General features: G+C 67.7%; 19 protein-coding genes. 11 read left to right on the top strand and 8 right to left on the bottom strand.

Translation table 11 applies throughout. The features are described from left to right. Positions 1 to 117: 117 nt before the first annotated feature. The 3 genes from BKA23_RS09835 to BKA23_RS09825 form a co-directional block, all read right to left on the bottom strand. Positions 118 to 888 (bottom strand): DUF4191 domain-containing protein, encoded by a 771-nt coding sequence (locus tag BKA23_RS09835; protein ID WP_145227572.1) that lies wholly within the window; start codon positions 886 to 888, stop codon positions 118 to 120. A 69-nt stretch (positions 889 to 957) separates the two neighbouring features. Next, positions 958 to 1983 (bottom strand): lipoyl synthase, encoded by a 1026-nt coding sequence (gene lipA, locus BKA23_RS09830; protein ID WP_145227571.1) that lies wholly within the window; start codon positions 1981 to 1983, stop codon positions 958 to 960. Positions 1984 to 2108: 125 nt separating this feature from the next. Continuing rightward, on the bottom strand, positions 2109 to 2882 hold the full coding sequence (locus tag BKA23_RS09825) for a hypothetical protein (RefSeq protein WP_145227570.1): 774 nt from the start codon (positions 2880 to 2882) through the stop codon (positions 2109 to 2111). Between the two features lie 79 nt (positions 2883 to 2961). On the opposite strand from BKA23_RS09825, the gene map reads away from it, so the two are divergent. From map to BKA23_RS09795, 6 genes are all read left to right on the top strand, one after another. Next, positions 2962 to 3735, top strand: coding sequence for a type I methionyl aminopeptidase (map, locus tag BKA23_RS09820; RefSeq protein ID WP_145228430.1), 774 nt, complete (start codon positions 2962 to 2964; stop codon positions 3733 to 3735). Further along, positions 3732 to 4220, top strand: a complete 489-nt coding sequence (locus tag BKA23_RS09815; protein ID WP_145227569.1) for a GNAT family N-acetyltransferase — start codon at positions 3732 to 3734, stop codon at positions 4218 to 4220. Before map ends, BKA23_RS09815 begins: the two co-directional genes overlap by 4 nt. A gap of 350 nt (positions 4221 to 4570) precedes the next feature. Continuing rightward, on the top strand, positions 4571 to 8203 hold the full coding sequence (gene smc / locus BKA23_RS09810; protein ID WP_145227568.1) for a chromosome segregation protein SMC: 3633 nt from the start codon (positions 4571 to 4573) through the stop codon (positions 8201 to 8203). Between the two features lie 201 nt (positions 8204 to 8404). Next, complete coding sequence (locus tag BKA23_RS09805) at positions 8405 to 9577, top strand: LLM class flavin-dependent oxidoreductase (protein ID WP_145227567.1); 1173 nt, start codon at positions 8405 to 8407, stop codon at positions 9575 to 9577. After that, on the top strand, positions 9574 to 10248 hold the full coding sequence (locus BKA23_RS09800; RefSeq protein ID WP_145227566.1) for an FMN reductase: 675 nt from the start codon (positions 9574 to 9576) through the stop codon (positions 10246 to 10248). The genes BKA23_RS09805 and BKA23_RS09800 overlap by 4 nt, the downstream gene beginning before the upstream one ends. 37 nt (positions 10249 to 10285) lie before the next feature. Continuing rightward, positions 10286 to 10735, top strand: coding sequence for a DUF2752 domain-containing protein (locus BKA23_RS09795; protein ID WP_145227565.1), 450 nt, complete (start codon positions 10286 to 10288; stop codon positions 10733 to 10735). 12 nt (positions 10736 to 10747) lie between these two features. On the opposite strand, the gene BKA23_RS09790 is transcribed toward BKA23_RS09795, so the two are convergent. Continuing rightward, positions 10748 to 11305, bottom strand: coding sequence for a DUF4190 domain-containing protein (locus BKA23_RS09790; protein ID WP_145227564.1), 558 nt, complete (start codon positions 11303 to 11305; stop codon positions 10748 to 10750). Positions 11306 to 11412: 107 nt separating this feature from the next. Next, complete coding sequence (locus BKA23_RS09785; protein WP_246104554.1) at positions 11413 to 12672, bottom strand: AAA family ATPase; 1260 nt, start codon at positions 12670 to 12672, stop codon at positions 11413 to 11415. A 116-nt stretch (positions 12673 to 12788) separates the two neighbouring features. Here BKA23_RS09785 and BKA23_RS09780 point away from each other — a divergent pair, with 116 nt between their 5' ends. Continuing rightward, complete coding sequence (locus tag BKA23_RS09780; RefSeq protein WP_342783601.1) at positions 12789 to 13688, top strand: IS5 family transposase; 900 nt, start codon at positions 12789 to 12791, stop codon at positions 13686 to 13688. A gap of 558 nt (positions 13689 to 14246) precedes the next feature. Here the strand turns inward: BKA23_RS09780 and BKA23_RS09775 are convergent. After that, positions 14247 to 15284 (bottom strand): tetratricopeptide repeat protein, encoded by a 1038-nt coding sequence (locus tag BKA23_RS09775; protein ID WP_145227562.1) that lies wholly within the window; start codon positions 15282 to 15284, stop codon positions 14247 to 14249. After that, the gene (locus BKA23_RS09770; protein WP_145227561.1) at positions 15281 to 16495 is read right to left on the bottom strand and encodes a serine hydrolase domain-containing protein; all 1215 of its coding nucleotides are present in this window, start codon (positions 16493 to 16495) and stop codon (positions 15281 to 15283) included. The genes BKA23_RS09775 and BKA23_RS09770 overlap by 4 nt, the downstream gene beginning before the upstream one ends. 132 nt (positions 16496 to 16627) lie before the next feature. On the opposite strand from BKA23_RS09770, the gene BKA23_RS09765 reads away from it, so the two are divergent. Then, on the top strand, positions 16628 to 16975 hold the full coding sequence (locus BKA23_RS09765) for a hypothetical protein (RefSeq protein ID WP_145227560.1): 348 nt from the start codon (positions 16628 to 16630) through the stop codon (positions 16973 to 16975). Between the two features lie 73 nt (positions 16976 to 17048). Further along, a complete protein-coding gene (gene ftsY / locus BKA23_RS09760) occupies positions 17049 to 18350 on the top strand; it encodes a signal recognition particle-docking protein FtsY (protein WP_145227559.1) in 1302 nt (433 codons plus the stop codon). Between the two features lie 16 nt (positions 18351 to 18366). Here ftsY and BKA23_RS09755 read toward each other — a convergent pair whose 3' ends face one another. Continuing rightward, entirely contained in the window at positions 18367 to 19296 is a 930-nt protein-coding gene (locus BKA23_RS09755) for an oxygenase MpaB family protein (protein WP_170226448.1), read from the bottom strand. 138 nt (positions 19297 to 19434) lie between these two features. On the opposite strand from BKA23_RS09755, the gene BKA23_RS09750 reads away from it, so the two are divergent. Together BKA23_RS09750 and BKA23_RS09745 are read left to right on the top strand one after the other, a co-directional pair. After that, positions 19435 to 20868 (top strand): ammonium transporter, encoded by a 1434-nt coding sequence (locus tag BKA23_RS09750; protein ID WP_145227558.1) that lies wholly within the window; start codon positions 19435 to 19437, stop codon positions 20866 to 20868. Continuing rightward, complete coding sequence (locus tag BKA23_RS09745; RefSeq protein WP_145227557.1) at positions 20865 to 21203, top strand: P-II family nitrogen regulator; 339 nt, start codon at positions 20865 to 20867, stop codon at positions 21201 to 21203. The genes BKA23_RS09750 and BKA23_RS09745 overlap by 4 nt, the downstream gene beginning before the upstream one ends. The last annotated feature ends 5 nt before the right edge of the window (positions 21204 to 21208 follow it).

The raw sequence follows: 21208 nt of genomic DNA, 5'->3' as shown, positions 1-21208 counted from the left end.
GACGCAGCACCGCCATACGTCGACGGGGAGACATACCGACATACGAAAAGCGGCGGCCGCCCACCCTCAAAAGGTGAACGGCCGCCGCGTTTTTCGTTCTGTATGACGTTGGCCGGCTCAGCGCCCGCGCATGGCTTTGCGGTCCATGCGGGGGGCGTTGCGGGGGTCGATGCCCTTGGGCACCGGCGGCTTGGTCGCCCCGAGCGCGCGCAGTCGCTTGGTGACAGCCGCGACCTCGCTGTCGGTGAGCTTCTTGTCGAACTTGTTCATCGTCTTGGTCAGATCGCCGACCTTGACGGAGTCCTCGCCGCCACCTCCGACGCGCAGCACGTGGATCGGCACCTCCGGGCCGGCGACGCGCGCGACGCGCTTGCGCTCGGCCTCCAGCAGTTTGCGGGCGCCGCCGCTCGGGCCTTCACCGATGAGCACGACACCGGGCTTGCCGACGGCACGGAAGACCATGGCGGCGTTGGAGAGTTCCTGCACCTTGCGGGCCCGACCGGCGTCCGCGGCGACCGGCTCCTGCTCGTAGAACCAGCCCTTGCGCAGCGCCTGCAGGGCGGCGCTGGTGCTGCCGGCCTGACCCTCGAGGGCGCCATACGCGGCGCGCTCCGCCATACGGCCGAAGATGATCATGGTGACCAGCACGGCGGCCATGAACGCCAGGATGCCGGAATAGACGACGTTGTTGAATATCAAGTCCAGCACGAACAGCAGCACGACGAAGGTGCCGACGAAACCGACCGCCATCCACACCGGGATCTTGGGGTTCTGCTTGACCGACGCCTTGTAGAGCGTGGTGAACTGCGAGATCCGACCCGGCTTGTTCGGGTCCTTCGGCTTGCGCGAAAAGCGCGACTTCTTGGCGGGTTCCTGCGCGGATGACATAGCTATCAGGATACGGGTCGCGCGAGGGTCACCGCTCCCGGGAGAGCAGTGCCCGAGCGGGTGGCCGGATCAGACCGCGTCGGCGCCCGCACGCTCGACGAGCGCGGCGGCCTCCTGGCGTGCGGGGGACTGCGCCGCGGCCGCCAGATGCTGCAGGTTCGCGGGCAGTTCGCGGCCGGACCGCTCCATCGCCTGGGCGTACAACCGGCCCGCCCGGTATGACGAACGCACCAGCGGCCCGCTCATCACGCCCTTGAAACCGAGCTCCTCGGCGACATCGGACCAGTGCACGAACTCCTGCGGCTTCACCCACCGGTCGACGGGGTGGTGCCGCGGCGAGGGGCGCAGATACTGCGTGACGGTGATCAGGTCGGTGCCGGCCTCGTGCAGATCGCGCAGCGCCTGCTCGATCTCGTGCTCCTCCTCGCCCATGCCCAGGATCAGGTTGGACTTGGTGATCAGGCCGAAGTCGCGCGCCTGGGTGATGACGTCCAGCGAGCGCTCGTAGCGGAACGCCGGTCGGATCCGCTTGAAGATGCGCGGCACCGTTTCGACGTTGTGTGCGAGTACCTCCGGTCGTGACTCGAAGACCTCGGCCAGCAGGTCGGGCTTGCCGTTGAAGTCGGGGATGAGGTTCTCGACACCGGTGCCGGGGTTGAGTTCGTGGATCTGGCGGACGGTCTCGGCATACAGCCACGCGCCGCCGTCGGGCAGGTCGTCGCGGGCGACGCCGGTGATCGTGGAGTAACGCAACTGCATCTGCTGCACGGATTCGGCGACGCGGCGCGGCTCGTCACGGTCGAGGTCGCTGGGGCGACCGGTGTCGATCTGGCAGAAGTCGCACCGACGTGTGCACTGCTCGCCACCGATGAGGAAGGTCGCCTCGCGGTCCTCCCAGCACTCGAAGATGTTGGGGCAGCCGGCTTCCTGGCAGACGGTGTGCAGGCCTTCGCCCTTCACCAGCGAGTGCAAGCTGGTGTATGCCGGGCCCATCTTCGCGGTGGTGCGGATCCAGCTGGGCTTGCGCTCGATCGGGGTCTCGGCGTTGCGCGCCTCAACGCGCAGCATCTTGCGTCCCTCGGGTGCGATGGTCACGGCTGCTGGCTCCCTTGCCCTGCTGGTGTGCTGCTTCGGTCTCGCGTGGTGACGTCGTGCGCTGCGCGCGGACGGCCTTCGGATGCAACCGGCCGGTCGACGCGGTTGTTCCACCACCATCCAGGTTAGGGCCACCGCGTGCCGAGGCTGTCGCGCAGGTGCTGTAGGCAGGCTCGGTCGAGGTCCGCCGGGTATGACGAGCCCAGCATCTCGCGCGCGGCGATGCGGAACCGGTCGGCGATGGCGGCGTGCGCAGCGATCGCCTCCGCCATGGTCGATGCGGTGGGCAGGCGAAGCAGGGCGTCGATGTCTGATTCGGGAAGGACTCGTGTCAGATGTAATGCGCCCGAGGGTGCGCCGGGTTCGTGGCGAAGGCGTAACAAAGTGATCAGGTGTTGTCGCAGCAGGCCCGCCCCGGAGATCGCAGTCACGGCGTCGTCTCTGCCAACCACGACCGGCAGCAGGCCGAGAATGCGTAAGAACTCGACGGTTACGTCATACGTGCGCTGGTTGTCGATCTTGCGTGGCACAGGCGCGGTCAGGGGAACGCGGTCCTTGTCGAAAAGCGTTCGGACGCTTCCGAGTTCGAGTGAAGGCGTGCGATCCGGTGTCGAGAACGCGATGTCCCAGCGTAGCCAGCCGGGCAGCACGAGATTGAAGATCGGTGCCTGACCAAGGCGTCGGCACAACACCGGATGAACGAGTTCGTCGGCGAATTCCGGGAAGCCGGCGATGACCGCGTCATACGACTCGGGCGTCACGATGGCCAGGGTGTCGACATCGCTCCACTCGTCGTCCTGACCCGTGCCGAAGGACCCGGTCAACCAGAAGCCACGGAAGCGCTCGTCGTCCTCCAGTTGGCGCGACAGCGACTCGATGAGTTCGGACTGTGCTGACATCGGTGACCTCTGATCGATTGCGCTGGCTCTCGTTCGAAGTGATTCTGACGCGATGGGCAATGCGTCATACGGTGGGGGAGTGATCGAACTCAAGACTCCCGCCGAAATCGAGGCGATGCGTCCTGCCGGCCGGTTGGTGGCCTCCGTGCTCACCGCGTTGCGCGACGCCGCCGACGTCGGCGTCAACCTGCTCGACCTGGATGCGTTGGCGCACAAGATGATTCGCGAGGCGGGCGCCGAGTCGTGCTACATCGACTACCACCCCAGTTTCGGGGCGAGCCCGTTCGGCAAGGTGCTGTGCACCAGCGTGAATGACGCGGTGCTGCACGGGCTTCCGCACAACTACAAGCTGCGCAACGGTGATCTGCTGTCGGTGGATTTCGCGGCGAGTCTGAACGGCTGGGTGTCGGATTCGGCGCTGTCGGTCGTCGTGGGCGATGCCCGCGAAGAGGATCTGCGGCTCATCCGCACCACCGAGGAAGCGCTCGCGGCCGCCATCGAATTGGCCGTGGCCGACAACAAGCTCGGCGACATCTCCGCCGCGATCGCGCAGATCTCGCACGACGCGGGCTATTCGGTGAACACGCAGTTCGGTGGCCACGGCGTCGGCCGGACCATGCACGGTGATCCGCACGTGCCCAACGACGGGCGCGCCGGCCGCGGGCTCAAGCTGCGGCCGGGCCTAGTCATCGCCATCGAGCCGTGGCTGCTGGAGACCACCGACGAGATCTACACCGACAAGGACGGCTGGACGCTCCGCTCCGCCGACGGCTCACGCGGCGCTCACTCCGAACACACCATCGCCATCACCGACGGCGCGCCGATCGTGCTGACCGACCGCGCGAACGTATGACGCACGCCGGTCTGCACAGCAGCCTCGTCGATGTGCCCGGCCTTCGCGTCGAGCGCGCGACGAGGGAGCAGTTGCCGCAGATCGTCGCACTCCTCACCGACGATCCGTTGGGTCGCGATCGTGAAGTGACGGCCTTGGGCGCGTATGCCGAAGCCTTCGCGGCGATCGACGCAGATCCGGCGCACCTGCTGGCGGTGCTGCTGGACGAGTCGGATGCCGTTGTCGGCACCATGCAGCTCAGCTTCATCCCGGGACTGTCCCGTGGCGGGGCGTTGCGGGCGCAGATCGAGTCTGTCCGGGTGAGTTCGGCGCTTCGAGGGTCCGGAGTGGGTCGCGCGTTCTTCGGTTGGGCGCTGGACGAGGCTCGTCTTCGCGGAGCCGCTCTGGTGCAGCTGACCAGCGACCTCCAGCGAGGTGACGCCATCCGGTTCTATGAGTCGCTGGGTTTCGTGCACAGCCACGCGGGAATGAAGCTGATTCTCTGACCTGTCGCGCCGTCTCGGCGTCACCGCGTCGAATTTCGGCGGCGCCCACCCGTGCATATTTGACGGTGGGGCGCCTATAGGCGCCACGGTGTCGAATTTCCGCGATGCCAACCCGTGCATGTTCGACGTGAGGGCGGTTATAGGCGCCACCAGGTCGAATATTCGCGGGACACCTTCGCGGATGTTTGACGCCAGGGCGGCTATTACCGCCATGGTGTCGAATTTCGGGAGGGGAAGGGTCTGCGGCATACGTGCGGCGGGCCTGCGGCATACGTCATGACCGGGTCGAGAGGGCGCCGCCGGTAGAGTGACCAGGTTCCGTCGACCGTCGCCGAGGAGTTCATCCGCTCGTGTACGTCAAGAGCCTGACCCTCAAGGGCTTCAAGTCCTTTGCCTCCGCGACCTCGATGAAGCTCGAGCCGGGCATCACCTGCATCGTGGGCCCCAACGGGTCCGGCAAATCCAATGTCGTCGACGCGCTCGCGTGGGTGATGGGCGAACAGGGCGCCAAGAGCCTGCGCGGCGGCAAGATGGAAGACGTCATCTTCGCCGGCACCCCGGGGCGTCCGCCGCTGGGCCGCGCCGAGGTCACACTGACGATCGACAACTCCGACGGTGCACTGCCGATCGACTACACCGAGGTCACGATCAGCCGGACGATGTTCCGCAACGGCGGATCGGACTACGCGATCAACGGCACCAACTGCCGACTGCTGGACGTGCAGGAGCTGCTGAGCGACTCCGGCATCGGCCGCGAGATGCACGTCATCGTCGGTCAGGGCCAACTCGACGCGGTGCTGCGAGCCACGCCGGAGGAGCGGCGCGGGTTCATCGAAGAAGCCGCCGGCGTCCTCAAGCACCGCAAGCGCAAGGAGCGAGCGCTGCGCAAGCTCGATGCGATGGAGGGCAACCTCAACCGCGTCACCGACCTGACGACCGAGATCCGTCGCCAGCTGGGCCCGCTGGGCCGACAGGCCGAGACGGCCCGCAAGGCCGCGACCATCCAGGCCGATGTGCGCGACGCGCGACTGCGCCTGCTCGCAGACGACCTGGCGCAGCTGACCAGCACCCTTGAGCAAGAGGTCGCCGACGAATCCGCGCTGCTGGAGCGGCAGAAGTCGGTCGAACAGCAACTGGCCGCAGCCAAGCAGCGACTCGACTCACTCGAGGCCGAATCCGCTCATGCGGCGCCACGGCTGACCAAGGCGCAGGAGCAGTGGTTCACGCTCAGTTCGTTGGGCGAGCGCGTCGAGGCCACGGCGAGCCTGGCGGCCGAGCGGGTGCGACTGCTGAACGAGGATGACTCGGCCGAGCAGTCCGGCGCCGGCCGCAGCCCTGAACAGCTGCAGGAGCAGGCCGGGCGGGTGCGCGACGAGCACGACGCGCTGCAGGCCGAGGTCGCCTCCGCCAAGGTCGCCCTCGAGCAGGCGACGACCCGTCGTGCCGATCTCGAACAGGCGCATCAAGCCGAGCAGCAGCGGCTCACCACGCTGGCTCGCGCCGCCGCCGACCGCCGCGAAGGCCTCGCCAAACTCGAAGGCCAGGTCGCTGCCCGCCGCAGCCGCATCGAGGCCGGCGAGTCCGAATTGGACCGGCTGACAACGAGTCTCACCGAAATCGCCGAACGCTCCGCGCGGGCCGAGCGTGAGTTCGCAGCGCTCGAAGCCACCATCGCCGACGACGAAGCCGGCGAAGAAGATCTCGACGCCGCATACGAGGCGGCCGAGGCCAAGCTCGCCTCCGCCAAGGAGGCCTTCGAGCGGGCCCGCGACGCCGAGCGCAGCGCCGAGCGCGAACGCACCGGCTATCAGGCGAAACTCGAGGCGCTGTCGATGAGCCTGCGCCGCAAGGACGGCGCCGCGCACCTGTTGGCAACGCAGGACGCCGGGCTCGCTGGGTCGGTGTCCCAGTTGCTCACCGTGCAGGCCGGTCACGAGGCTGCCATCGCCGCAGCGCTCGGCTGGGCCGCCGACGCCGTCGTCGCCGATTCGCTCGACGCCGCAGCCGACGCGCTGCAGGTGCTGCGACGCGACGACGCCGGGCGTGCAGGTGTGTTGTTCGGTATGCCGCAGGGTGGCCCCGCGACCGAGTCTGCCGACCTGCCCGGCGGAGCCGTCTGGGCGCGCAGCGTCGTGACCGTGCCCGATCAGCTGCGGGCGGTTGTCGACCGGCTGCTGGATCACGTCGCGCTGGTCGACTCGGCAGATGAGGCGAAAACGCTTGTCCATCAACACGATTCGATCACTGCAGTCACCGCCGAGGGTGACGTCTTCGCAGGCGGCTTCGTCCGCGGCGGTTCCTCGGCGGCGCCGAGTCTGCTGGAGATCCAGTCCGCATATGACGAAACCCAGGAGCACCTGCAGCGAGTGGCCGCCGAGCGCGAGAAGTCGCAGTTTGCGGCCGAGCAGGCGCGGGCGTCGATGACCGCGCTCGCGGCCGACGTCGACGCGGCGCTGGAGAAGCTGACCGAGTCCGACGCGCACATGTCCGCGGTCGCCGAGCAGCTGAGCCAGCTGGGCCAAGTGTTGCGCGGCGCCAAGGGCGAGAGCGAGCGCATCGAGCGATCCCGCGAGGCGGCGGTGGAGAAACTGACCGCGACGCGTGATGAGCTGGCCGAACTCGAACAGCGGTTGACCGCCGCGCGCGAGCAGCCCGGTGACGAAGAGCCCACCACCGACGAGCGCGACCGGCTCGCCGCCGAAGCAGCCGCCGCGCGCACCGCCGAGACGGAGGTGCGTCTCACCCTGCGCACTCGTGAGGAGCGCACCAAGTCGTTGGCCGATCGCGCGAATTCGCTTGAAGCTGCAGCACGTTCGGAGATCCAGGCCCGCGAGCGGGCGCGGGCACGTCGAGAGAGACGGGCGCGTGACGCTCGCGTGGCCGAGGCGGTGCGACAGGGTGCGCGTCATACGTCATCGGTCGTCGCCGAGCTGCTGGCCTTCGCCGGCGAGCAACGCGCCGAGGCCGAGAGGGTCAAGGCCGAGGTCGACCGGCTGCTCAAGGAAGAACGCGCCCGCGTCACCGCGGTGTCCGACGAACTGCGCGAGCTGACCGACACGGTCCATCGCGATGAGGTCGCCCGCGCCCAGCAGCGGCTGCGGATCGAGACCCTGCAGACCAAGGCCGTCGAAGAACACGGCATCGACCCCGAGGTGCTGGTCGAGGAGTTCGGCCCGCACCAGTTGATCCCGCATGTTCCGGGGCCCGACGACGACCCCGACGATCTGCCCGAGCCGGCGCCCTTCGTGCGCGAGGCGCAGGAGAAGCGGCTGCGCTCCGCCGAGCGCAAACTCAGCCAACTGGGCCGGGTGAATCCCCTTGCGCTCGAAGAGTTTGCGGCACTGGAGGAGCGGCACAAGTTCCTCACCGAGCAGCTGGAGGATCTGCGCAAGTCCAGGGAGGATCTGCTCGCGATCGTCGCCGAGGTCGACCAGCGGGTCGAGCAGGCGTTCACCGACGCGTTCAACGACACCGCGCGCGAGTTCGAGGGCGTCTTCAGCCGGTTGTTCCCCGGTGGCGAGGGTCGTATCACGCTCACCGAACCGGGCAACATGCTCACCACCGGCATCGAGGTCGAGGCCCGCCCGCCCGGCAAGAAGATCAAGCGCCTGTCGTTGCTGTCCGGCGGCGAGCGTTCGCTGGTCGCCGTGGCGCTCCTGGTGGCGATCTTCAAGGCACGCCCCAGCCCGTTCTACATCATGGACGAGGTCGAGGCGGCGCTCGACGACGCCAACCTCGGCCGCCTCATCACGTTGTTCGAAGAACTGCGCGGATCGAGCCAGCTCATCGTCATCACCCACCAGAAGCGCACCATGGAGGTCGCCGACGCGCTGTATGGCGTGAGCATGCGTGGCGACGGTGTCACGACAGTGGTGTCGCAGCGGATCAAGGACCTGGGTCCCGACGCCGAGCCGCGGGTCGAAGACCTCGCCAGTGCCACCGACGACGACGGCAGCCTCGCCGCGTTGTCATCGATGAGCTGAGCCGTCGCCCCTGCTCACCGTTGCCCCTGCTCACCGTTGTTCCTGCTCACCGTTGCCCCTGCTCACCGGCGTGTCGGCCCGCGCCCGCCCCGGTGGCGCTTCGGAGGGGAACGCGTCACGGCGGGGGAATAGCTCACGGCATACCTCTGTTACTCCCGACAACGTAGTTAAAATTTGAAATAAATCGAAGGAGTGAGGCAGATGCAGTTCGGCATCTTCAGCGTCGGCGACGTGACCGCCGACCCGACGACCGGTCGTACGCCCACCGAGGCGGAGCGCATCCAGGCGATGGTCGCGATCGCGAAGAAGGCCGACGAGGTCGGTCTCGACGTCTTCGCGACGGGGGAGCACCACAACCCGCCCTTCGTGCCCTCGTCGCCCACGACCATGCTGGGATACATTGCGGCGCAGACGGATTCGCTGCTGCTGTCGACGGCGACCACGCTGATCACCACGAGCGACCCGGTCAAGATCGCGGAGGACTTCGCGATGCTGCAGCACCTGTCCGGAGGTCGCGTCGACCTGATGATGGGGCGTGGCAACACCGGTCCGGTCTACCCCTGGTTCGGCAAGGACATCCGCAAGGGCGTGCCGCTCGCCATCGAGAACTACCACCTGCTGCGTCGTCTGTGGCGCGAGAAGGTCGTCGACTGGGAGGGCGAGTTCCGCACCCCGCTGCACGGCTACACCTCGACCCCGGCGCCGCTCGACGGTGTGCCGCCGTTCGTGTGGCACGGCTCGATCCGCAGTACCGAGATCGCCGAGCAGGCCGCGTTCTACGGTGATGGCTTCTTCCACAATCACATCTTCTGGAACAAGGAACACACCGCGCAGATGGTGCAGTTGTACCGCCAGCGCTTCGAACACTACGGGCACGGATCGGCCGACCAGGCGATCGTCGGGCTCGGCGGTCAGGCCTTCATGGCCGGCACCGAGGCCGAGGCGAAGCGCATCTTCCGGCCCTACTTCGACAACGCCCCCGTCTACGGACACGGCCCCTCGCTGGAGGAGTTCACCCGGCAGACGCCGCTGACCGTCGGCACGCCCGAGATGGTCATCGAACGCACCCTCGCGTCGGCCGACTACGCCGGCGACTATCAGCGGCAGTTGTTCCTCATGGACCACGCCGGCCTCCCGCTGCCGATGGTGCTGGAGCAACTGGAGATCCTCGGCCGCGAGGTGGTGCCGGTGCTGCGGCGCGAGTTCGAGGCCCGTCGGCCCGCGCACGTCCCGAGCGACCCGCCCACCCACACATCACTGCTCGCCGAAGGCCCGCAGTCGCGTCACCTGCAGGTCATCAACGCCGACCTGCCGACCGACGCCACCGCGACCGACACCGACTCCACAACCCATGGACAGGAGGCACGCGCATGAACCGCTCCCTGGTGGTCATCACCGCAGGGCTGAGCCAGCCGTCGACGACGCGGCTGCTCGCCGACCGGATCTCCGGTGCTGTCGCGGCCGAACTCACCGCTCGCGGCGAGGCGATCGACATACAGGTCATCGAATTGCGTGAACTGGCAGTCGATCTCGCGACCATGATGGCAACGGCAGGTATGCCGACCGCTCGCCTCGATCGCGCCCGCGAGCTGGTGAGCGACGCGGCAGGTCTGATCGTCGTGACGCCGGTGTTCGCCGCGAGCTACAGCGGTGTCTTCAAGATGTTCTTCGACGCACTCGACCCCGACGCGCTCAACGGCATGCCGGTGATCATCGCCGCGACGGCCGGCACCGCGCGGCACTCGATGGTGCTCGACCACGCGCTGCGGCCGTTGCTGACCCACTTGCGCGCGGTCGTGATGAGCACCGGGATCTTCGCCGCGACCGACGACTTCGGCAGCGGCGAGCAGGGTCACCACCTGACCGAGCGCATCGGCCGGGCGGCGAACGAACTCGCCGGCCAGCTGGCGCACGTCGCCGGCCAGGGTCTCGACAACACCGACGCACTGGCCACGCCGGAACGCCCGGAGCGCACCTCCGGCGTCACGATCGACGCGAAGGTGACCCCGTTCGCGCGATTGCTGCAGGGTCACACCGGCAGCTGATGGTCCCGTCGTCGTCACGCCGCCTACCCTGGATGGCGTGACGACGACGGATCCGCTGCTGCGCGCACCGCTGGACGTGCGATCGCGATACCACCTGACCAAGCGCCCGCTCGGGCTGGTGGTCGGCGGTGCGGCGGCCATGACCTTGCTGCACTTCTATGACCCGCACCGCTCCGGGTCCTACGGCTACTGCCCGTTTCTGTGGCTCACCGGCAAACCGTGCCCGTTCTGCGGCGGCCTGCGCGCGATGAACGACGTCACGCACGGCCACGTGTCGGCGGCGCTGACCAGCAACGCGGCGGCAGTCGTGATCCTGATTCTCGGCACGGGTCTGCTCGGCCGGTGGACCGCCCGTCGATGGCGCGGCGATGCCAGCGCCGAGATCTTCCCGAAGTCACGGACGTTCGCCGTGATCTGCATCGCCGCGCTGGCGGTCTTCACCGTCTATCGCTGGACCCCCTGGGGTGCCTGGCTCTACAACAACTGATCGCTGGTCCGGTCAGCTGAACCGGACGATCAGCCAGAACGCGCTCCAGACGGTGCCGATGATGCCGCAGATCAAGCCTGCTTTGATTTTGCCCTTGCCGCCTACGGCACCGTTGGAGGCATTGACCTCCTTCAGCGAGTTATAGCCCAGCACGATGGCCGGGATGCCGGCCAGCAGGCCGAGGCAGACCAAGCTCAAAATGCCGAGAACCATCGTCAGCGTCGCTCGTGGATGGTCAGGTGCTGCTACCGGCCCTCCCATGGGTTGGTTGTAGCCCTGCTGGCCGTAGTTCTGCTGTTGGTTGGGGTACGCACTCTGCTGCTGGCCGTAGTTCTGCTGTTGGTTGGGGTACCCACCCTGCTGCTGGCCGTAGTTCTGCTGCTGGTTGGGGTACCCACCCTGCTGCTGGCCGTAGTTCTGCTGCTGGTTGGGGTACCCACCCTGCTGCTGGCCGTAGTTCTGCTGCTGGTTGGGGTACCCACCCTGCTGGCCGTAATTCTGGTTGCCCTCGGATCCGTCGCTGGATCCGTAGTTGCCCGACTGGTTCGGGTCGTTGGGGTAGTTGCTCATGGCGTGTCGTGTCCCTTCGAAGACGTCATGTGGTGTGACGCTAGCCGATGCGCGGTCATTCGGACGGAACACGCCGACAAGAGCGCGGATCGTGTATGCCGCAGCGCTCAGCGACGCTTGCCCTTGAGCCAGGAGCGCAACTCGTCATACGCGCCGTCGGCATTGGCGAATTCGACCACCATCCGGGCGGATTCGAACCATGGTCCGGTCGACGGCTGCACCTCCGACACGGCGGCCTTGAGGTCGGTCATCGAGATGAGCCGTGCGTTGCCGGTGCGCACACCGTCCAGCAGCGCGCGCTCCGCGCCGGTCTCGCACGCGTGCGCGATGTCGGCGCCGGAGAACCCGCGGCTGTGCGCAGCCAACCATTTCAGATCGACGCCCTCGACCGGCCGCCCGGCCAGGTGGGTGCGGAAGATCGCCGCACGCGCCGACTCATCCGGCGGTGAGACGAACAGCGTGCGATCGAAACGGCCCGGCCTGCGCAGCGCCGGGTCGACATCCCACGGCTGGTTCGTGGCGCCCACGACATACACGCCGTCGTTGCTCGCGGACACCCCGTCGAGCTCGGTCAGCAGCTGGTTGACGGTGTTGCGGGTGCCGGAGTTGCGGGTCATCGAGCGACGCTGCCCGAGCGCGTCGACTTCGTCCAGGAAGAGCACGGTCGGCGCCTTGGCGCGGGCCAGGGTGAACAACTCGGCCAGATTGCGTTCGGACTGACCGATGTACATGTCGAGGATGTCGCTGATCCCCACCGAGATGAACGACGCGCCCATCTCGCCGGCCAGCGCACGCCCCACGAAGGTCTTTCCGCAACCGGGCGGGCCATAGAGCAGCAGTCCGCCGCGCAGGCTCTTGCCGTAGAGCTTGCGCAGCTCCGGATTGCGCATCGGCGCGAGGAAGGACGCCTCGAGACGCTCCTTGACCGCCGCCATGCCGCCGACATCGCGCAGCGTCACGCCCGCCTGTTCGACGTCGTATGCCGAGACGGCAGGGCCCTCGTCGTCGTCGAGAAACATCGGCTGCGGTGAATCCGGGCCGAGGTCGGCCTCGGCGCGCGTCCAGTCGAATTCGCTTGCATCAGAGGGCGACCGGGGCTTGGTGGGGTTCGGGTGAGGGACCGGACCACCCGTCGGTTCACCGCCGCCACCAGGTGGGGCAGCAGCCGGACCTCCGAGTGCCCGTGCCATCAACGCCCGCGCCTGACCATCGCCCGGGTCGGCCTGCAGGGCGGCGGCGCAGTGCTCGACTGCCTCGCCGGATCGCCCCGATTCGATGAGCAACCCGGCCAGGTGCAGCCGCAGCGGAACGTCGTTCGGCGCGGCCTGCACAGCTCGCAGCAGGGATTCGATGAGGGGATCGGTCACGGTCGACAGCTTAGAGATCGCGCGGGTAGGTGCTCGGCGTGGCGTTGCCGTGGGGCGGGCACGGTGTCTGTTATCAGTGTGATTTGTGAGAAAAACGCTGATCATCAGGATGCACCGTGCCCGCGGTCCCATCCTGGCTCATTGACCCGATCTGGGACCAGTTCGCCGCGCTGATCCCGCCGATCATCGACACTCATCCGCTCCGGTGCCACACCCCACGCATCCCCGACCGGATCGTGTTCGACAACCTGGTCCAGGTCCTGGTGTTCGGGGTCTCCTACGCCAAGATCGCTGACACCACCTGTTCAGCCACCACGATCCGCACCCGCCGCGATGAATGGATCACCGCCGGAGTTTTCCGGGCACTGGAGCAGTTGTGCTTGGACGCCTACGACCAGATCGTGGGCCTGGACCTGAGCAACGTCACCGTGGACGGGTGCCTGGTCAAAGCACCCTGCGGTGGCCAAGCCGCCGGCCGATCCCCTGTCGACAGAGGCAAACTCGGCACCAAACGATCGTTGATGACCGACGGGTCCGGGATCCCGGTCGGGTGCGTGATCGCCCCAGCGAACCGGCACGATTCGCCGTTGCTACGCCCGACCCTGGAGACACTCGCACGGTTTGACCACGGCATGGGTGTCGGCCTTCCCGAGGCGATCACCGTGCACCTGGATGCCGGCTACGACTCAGCCAAGACACGGGACCTGCTGACCGAACTCGGATGCACCGGCGTGATCAGTACCAAGGGGCTTCCCGCTGCAGGCAGGCGCCCGCTGGGTCATCGAACGGACCAACTCCTGGCACACCCGCGGCTTCGGCAAACTCCAGATCTGCACCGAACGACGCCAACGCGTCATCAACGCGTTCATCGCCTTGGCCAACACGATCATCATCACCCGACCCCTCATCCGCACCGCCTGGACCACCCACCGCTGGGACACCCGACCAGCCCGACGACCATGACCTACCCGCGCGATCTCTACGTCGCCGATCTGGCGACCCGCGCGCTGGCATAAGTCGCCGATTCGGCGAGAACGGGTGGCGCGGAGCGGGGCGGCCTACATAAGTCGCCGATGTGGCGAGAACGGGTGGCGCGGACCGAGGCGGCCTACATAAGTCGCCGATTCGGTCGATCTTGACGCCTCACCGGCACCACTAGTCTCACTCGTCCCAGTGGTCACACATAAGTCGCCGATGTGGCGAGAACGGCTGTTGCGGCACGGCGCCGCGACATACATAAGTCGCCGACTCGGTCGATCTTTCCGCCTCACCGGCACCACGAAACGCACTAGCCCCACTGATCACACATAAGTCGCCGATCCGGCGACGACGACGACCCTCGCGTGGTGCGGTGACTCCCACCCGCCACATACGCCACGGCAGTAACGCTGGGGTGGTTGGAAAGACGATTACTTCCGGTCGCGGTCGCGATACTGGGAAGTAATCGTCATCTCGACCATGCACTCGCTGTGCCGGGGCCAGCCCGGGCACCCGTACGTCGCCGATTCGGCGACGTACGGAGGGCGATGGCGGATACGGTGGGCGCCACACCCAGCACCTACCCGCGCAATCTCTTAGATTCGCCGGCGCCGGCTGAAGCGGCTTCCCCAGCTGAGGATCACGCCGACGATCAGCATCGCCTGGCCCAGGTGCAAAGCGATGTAGGCCGGTCCGATCGCCGCACCCACCACCATCGCCACGACGCACAGCGCGAGCCCGATCGCCCACGCTGCGCCGAGCCGGTCGGCGCGCGCGAAATTGCGCAGGTATGCCGTGATGTTGCGCTGCACGGAACGCCGCAGCCGATGCGCGACCCAGGCGATCCAGGCAAGCGAGATGACCGCGGCCACGCCGAGCGCGATCCGGATGTTGGTCGGGATGCCGATGGCACCCGCCAGCAGGCATGACCCGGCGACCACGAAATGGGTGATCACGAGTTCCCGTCGCAGCACGATGTCCATGTTGGTGCGGGGGATCGTGTCGAACGGGTCGGATTCGACGGCTCGCGCGAGCAGGTTTGCGGCGTCTGCGCGTTCGCCCTTGGCGAGCTTGACGCGACCCAGGTTGTTGAGGGTCTCGGTGCTGCTGGGATCGAGCTCGAGCGCACGCAGCAGGGCCGCTTCGGCAGCGTCGAGCTCGTCACGCATCGGCAGCAGGCCGGACGGCGGGTAATACGCAAAGGCGGCCGCCCTGTGCGTGGCAGGTTCCAGTGGTGCCAGGCTTACGGCCTGCTCGGCGGCGACCTGCGCGAGGCGCCGGTCACGCGTGGCGACACTGCGGGAGAACAGCGCGTGGAAGCGCCAGTCGGTGGCGTTGACGCTCAACCCGTGCCGCGCGACCGATTCGGCGGTCAGCCAGTCCTGGCGTCCCAGCGAGGCGTAGCCGTGCACGAGTAGCGCCGTCTGGTTGGCAGGGTCCTGGGTCAGCACACTGACAGCGGCGTCCTCGGCTGCGGCGAACCTCTCGGCGCCCAGATGTGCCCGCGCGGCGACGAGCAGCAGGCCGGGGTCCTGCGGCGCGACGGCCAGTGCCGGACCCAGCGCCTGCAGGGCCGCGTCGAACCGGCCGAGGTCGCACAGCTGGTCAGCGCGCTGTCGGACCTCGTTGCTCATCCGGCCAGGGCCGCGTAGACGAGTTGTTTCAGCTCACTGCGCACCGGGTAGGCGCTGGAGGGCATCAGCTGAGTCATGAAGACGACGGTCAGGTCCTCGACCGGGTCGACCCAGAAGTATGTCGATGCCAGCCCTCCCCAGCCGTACTCGCCCACGGAGCTGGCCACTCCGGTTGCGGCCGGATCCTGGGTCACGGCGAAGCCCAGGCCGAAACCGACTCCGGTGAAGGGAGTTTCGGCATACAGCGGGATGCCGAAGGTCGCCAGATCGGCATCGCCCGGCAGATGGTTGCGGGTCATGAACTGGGTCGTGCGATCCGACAGCAGCCGTGTGCCGTCGATCTCGCCGCCGCGACGCAGCATCTCGGCGAACCGGGTGTAGTCGCTCATCGACGAGACGAGCCCGCCGCCACCGGAGAGGAACTCCGGCGTGTGTGCGGCGGCGTCTCCGAAGGCATCGAACCGTGAGGTGGTCTCACCGGCGCGGAGGTACAAGGCGGCCAGCCGGTCGGTGTCGGTCGCCTGGAAGGCGGTGTCGGTCATGTCGAGCGGCCGCAGGATGTGGTCGGCGAAGAAGTCGTCGAGTGACTCGCCGGAGGCGACCTCGACGACCCGGCCGAGGACATCGGTGGAGACGCCGTAGTTCCAGCAGGTCCCCGGGTCGAACCGCAGCGGCATGGCCGCCCAACTGTCGCAGGCGGCCGCGAGGTCCATGCCGGTCGGCGGTCCGAACTCCTGCCTGTGCGCACGCATGATCTCGTCGGTGACGTGGACGTGGTGGAAGCCGTAGGTCAGCCCGGAGGTGTGGGTCAGCAGGTGCTTGATGCGCATCGGTTCGGTCGCGGGACGGGTCACCGGCTTGGCGGCCGGGCCGCCGGTGTAGACGCGCAGGTCGGCGAACGACGGGATGTACTTCGACACCGGATCGTTCAACGCCAGCGCGGCCTGCTCGTACAGCATCATCGTCGCGACGGATGTCACCGGCTTGGTCATGGAGTAGATGCGGTAGAGCGTGTCCGGCGTGACCGCCGCAGACGCCTCGCGGTCGCGCATCCCGTGCAACTGGTCGTAGGCGGTCTCGCCACGATGGGTGATTCGCAGATGCCAGCCGGCCAGCCGGTCGTCGTCGACATACCGCTGCAGATGCTCGTCGATGCGGGCCAGACGATCGGGGGAGAAACGGGAGGCTGAGCTCGAAACGGCCATCGTCATACCTGGAGTCTGCCACCGGGGCAGACGCAGACGGGCACTGCCGGTGAACATCTGAGGACATTCGAAAGATTCACAGCGCGCACCCGGGTTTCGCTTTGGGGAAACGCACCGCGGCAGTCCACAATTGACACCATGTTGTGGTTGATTCTCGCGTTGGTCATCTGTGTCGGTCTAGCGTCCGCTGTGGTCGGACTCGTCGCAGTGCCCGCCCGCCGCGAGGGTCGTGAGGTGCTGACCGACCGAGGCGAACGCGTCGTGTCCACGGTGGCCTCCGGCACCGAGAAGGTCGCCAAGGGCGCCACGAAAGCCACCGCGGTCGTCACCAAGAAGCGCCGCGAGGACGAGGCCGAGACGGCGACCACTGCTGCCGAGCCCACTGCTTCGACCGGCGCGCGCGTCGCCTCGCCGGCAGCAGCGCCGACCACGACGCAGGAGCCCCGCGACTCCCGCTCTGCGCAGGAGCACCGCGCCGCCGGCTGACACCGGGCCCACCGGCCCACTACGTCCGCGGCACGTGGAGCGGACGCGCCTGCTCGGCTGAACGTTTGCGATGATGAGCGACGTGCTCTGGGAAATCGTGACTCTGATTGTTCTCGTCGTCGTCGGGGGCGGATTGCTCCTGCTCGGCCTGCTGCGCGGCGGCCTCGGCCGCAAGAAGGCTGCTCCGCCCGTCGCCGCTCCGTCGGCGCGTGAGGCCAAGACACGCGGGGCGAACACCTACCAAGCGGGCAGCACCGCCACGATCGACACCAGCAAGGGTGCCGAGCCCAGCCGGCCGTCGCCGGCGCAGGACGCACCCGTGGCCGAATCCTCGGCACCCGCGCCCACCGACGCACCTGCCGACCAGGCGACCCCGGCATCGGAGCTGACGAGCGACGAAGCGCGACCGGCGGACGAGGCGGTCGCCGAAGCACCGGACATCGAGCAGCCCGAATCCGCCCGCGGACGTATGACGCGGCTGCGTTCGCGCCTTGCCGGCTCCAACAACGCCATGGGCAGGGGCCTGCTGTCGGTGCTGTCCGGCGACAAGCTCGACGACGCGGTCTGGGAAGAAGTCGAGGACACCCTGCTCGGTGCCGACCTTGGCGTCGCAGCGACCACCGAGATCGTGGACGGGCTGAAGCGTCGTGTGCAGGTCGACGGATCGCCGTCGGCGGAGCAATTGGAATCCTGGCTGCACGCAGAACTCCTGGCCCAGGTCGACCCCACGATGGACCGCCGCATCGCGGCCTCCCGCATCGGTGACCGGCCCGCCGTGGTCATGGTGGTCGGCGTCAACGGCACCGGCAAGACGACCACCGTCGGCAAGCTGGCTCGTGTGCTGGTGGCCGAACACAAGAACGTCGTGCTCGGTGCGGCCGACACCTTCCGCGCCGCCGCCGCCGACCAGCTCGAGACGTGGGGCGCTCGCGTGGGGGTGCCGACAGTGCGCTCGGACAAGGACGGCGCGGATCCGGCGGCCGTCGCCTTCGACGCGGTCAAGCAGGGTATCGATGGCGAGGCGGACGTCGTGCTCGTCGACACCGCCGGCCGTCTGCACAACAAGGTCGGCCTGATGGACGAGCTGTCCAAGGTCAAACGTGTCATCGAGAAGCAGAGCCCGATCGACGAGTGCCTCCTGGTGCTCGACGCGACGACCGGTCAGAACGGCATGCGTCAGGCCGAGATCTTCGCCCAGGCCGTCAACGTCACCGGCGTGGTCCTCACCAAGCTCGACGGGACAGCCAAGGGCGGCATCGTGGTGCTGGTGCAGCGCGAACTCGGTGTGCCGGTGAAGCTGGTGGGGCTCGGCGAGGGTGCCGACGACCTCGCGCCCTTCGACGCCAACGCCTTCGTCAACGCTGTCCTGGACTGACCGGCGCGATTGGTCGTCACTGCGGCGGGAACGTCTCCAGCGCCTGATTCACCCGGCGGTCGTCCTGCACCTGTGGGTCGCTCAGCATCCACCGCACGCCACCGGCACCGACCGAGCCGACCGCGCGCAGGGTCGTCGTGCCACCGGGCGGCAGCCGGATCCCGAGCATCGAGCGCGCGTATGCCGGAAGAGTTCCGATCGCGCCCGCGACCAGGCTGAGGTAACCCGGGCGGGCGGTCCAGGCCAGCGGCGGGTCCAGCAGGATGAACCGCAGCGCCGCCCGGGCGGCCGGGGTGCTCTGCAGTTGCGGTCGGTATGCCGACAGGGCCTCGTCCAACTCCGCGACCGTGGTCGGTGCCGCCTCGAAGCCGAGACGGCTGGACACCGAACCGATCTGTGCGACATAGGTGTCGGCCTCGGCGGGGGTGAGTCGCCCACCGCCATACTGCTGAAAACAGCGAAGGAAGCTGTCCGCCTCCGCCAGATGCACCCAGCGCAGCAGCACTGGGTCGTCGGCGCGGTAGGGCCGGCCTTCGAAGGTGCCGTTGACCCGCCGGTGGATACCGCGGATCCGGGCGAGCAGACGCTCGGCGTCCGGGATCGTGCCGAAGGTCGTCGTCGAGATGAAGTTGCTGGTCTGCTGCAGCCGGCCCCACGGGTCGTCGCGGTAGGTGGAGTGCTCGTCGACACCGGCCATCGCCAACGGGTGCAGTGACTGCAACAGCAGCGCGCGGATGCCGCCGACGAACATCGACGCGTCCAGGTGCACCCGCCAGATCGGGTCCTGCGGGGTGAACCAGCGCTCGCCCTCCTTGCCCCAGATGCCGTCGGCGCGACGACGGGCATCGTCGCCGGCGACCCGTTGCCGCAACTCGATCGCGGCCCGGTGTCGCACCTTGTCGTGCACGGCACGCAAGGGCGTGGGCAGCGACGGGGTGAGCGACATACCTCCAGTATGCGCGTCTCACACAATGGGATGAAACCGTCCAGGAAATGAACTCGTAACCGCTCGGCGGCCGCCGCAACATGGACGTAACACGACGACGCATCCACCGGAAACGCTGCAGCACCACAGTATTCGCCCATGAGCCTTCACTCACTGGCAACGGCCGACGTGCCGTTCATCGACAGCGGAAACACCGCCTGGACCATCGCCGCAGCGGCCCTGGTCCTCTTCATGACCCCGGGTCTCGCCTTCTTCTACGGCGGCATGGTGCGCACCAAGTCCGTGCTCAACATGATGATGATGAGCTTCATCAGCATGGGCACGGTCGGCACCGTGTGGGTGTTGTGGGGCTACAGCGAGGCCTTCGGCCCCGACCTCGGCCACGGACTGCTCGGCAACCCGTTCTCCGAGTTCGGCCTGCACCACGTCATGACCGCGATCTACGGGTACGTACCCGCGGCGGGCGGATCGGCCGCCACCGGAGGCATTCCCGGTATGGCGTTCGTCGCCTTCCAGGTGGTGTTCGCGATCATCGCGGTGGCGCTGGTCAGCGGTGCCATCGCCGACCGCGCGAAGTTCACGACCTGGACGGTGTTCACCGTCATCTGGGCGACGGTCGTGTACTTCCCGGCCGCGCACTGGGTGTTCGCTTTCAACGGCTACGCCGCCAAGGCCGGCGGCTGGATCGCCAACGGCGGGCTCTTCCTGCACGGTCATGGCGCCTACGACTTCGCCGGTGGCACCGCGATCCACATCAACGCCGGGGCGGCTGGTTTGGCGCTGGCGCTGGTGATCGGCAAGCGCGTCGGTTTCGGCAAGGATCCGATGCGACCGCACAACCTGACGCTGGTGATGATCGGCGCGGGAATGCTGTGGTTCGGCTGGTTCGGTTTCAACGCCGGTTCAGCACTCAGCGCCGGCACGCTGGCGGCCGGGGTCTGGGTCAACACCCTCGGCGCCACCTGCACCGCGATGCTCGGCTGGTTGCTCGTGGAGAAGTTCCGTGACGGCCATTTCACCTCCCTCGGTGCGGCGTCGGGTGTGGTCGCCGGTCTGGTCGCGATCACGCCGGCCTGTGCCACGGTCACCCCGATCGGTGCCCTGATCGTGGGTCTGGCCGCCGGTGCGATCTGCGCCCTGGCGGTGGGTCTGAAGTTCAAGCTCGGTTTCGACGACAGCCTCGACGTCGTCGGTGTGCACCTGGTCGGCGGACTCGTCGGCACCCTGCTCATCGGGCTGCTCGCCTCCAAGTCCAGCCCGAACGGTTCGGGCACCAGGGACGGGCTGTTCTACGGCGGCGGATTCCTGCAGCTCGGTGTGCAGGCCGCGGCGGCGTTCACCGTGCTGATCTTCTCGTTCGTGGTGACCTACATCATTGGTTACGCACTGCACAAGACGATGGGCTTCCGGATCTCGCAGGAGGAGGAGATCGCCGGCATCGACCAGGCCGAGCACGCCGAGACCGGTTACGACTTCGGCAACCTGTTCTCCGGCAGCCGCATCGGGCATCACCCCTCGCATGAGCAGGACGCCCGCCATCACGACGAGACTCAGGAGAAGGTAGAGGCATGAAGCTGGTCACCGCAATCGTCAAGCCGTTCAAGCTGGACGAGGTCAAGGAAGCGCTCGAGTCCTACGGCATCACCGGTATGACGGTGAGCGAAGCCAGCGGCTACGGCCGTCAGCGGGGCCACAGCGAGGTCTACCGAGGTGCGGAGTACACCGTCGACTTCGTGCCGAAGGTCCGCATCGAGGTGCTCGTGGAGGACATGGACGCCGGCAGCGTCGTCGATGTCATGGTCAAAGCCGCCCAGACCGGGCGCATCGGCGACGGCAAGGTCTGGACGGTGCCGGTTGAGGACGTCGTCCGGGTCCGCACCGGCGAAAAGGGCGCGACTGCGTTGTGAACGCG

The sequence above is a fragment of the Rudaeicoccus suwonensis genome (genome assembly GCF_007829035.1).
GTDB classification, from domain to species: domain Bacteria; phylum Actinomycetota; class Actinomycetes; order Actinomycetales; family Dermatophilaceae; genus Rudaeicoccus; species Rudaeicoccus suwonensis.
The sequence above is the reverse complement of the archived record's forward strand: the minus strand, read 5'-3'. Positions and strand labels throughout refer to the sequence as shown.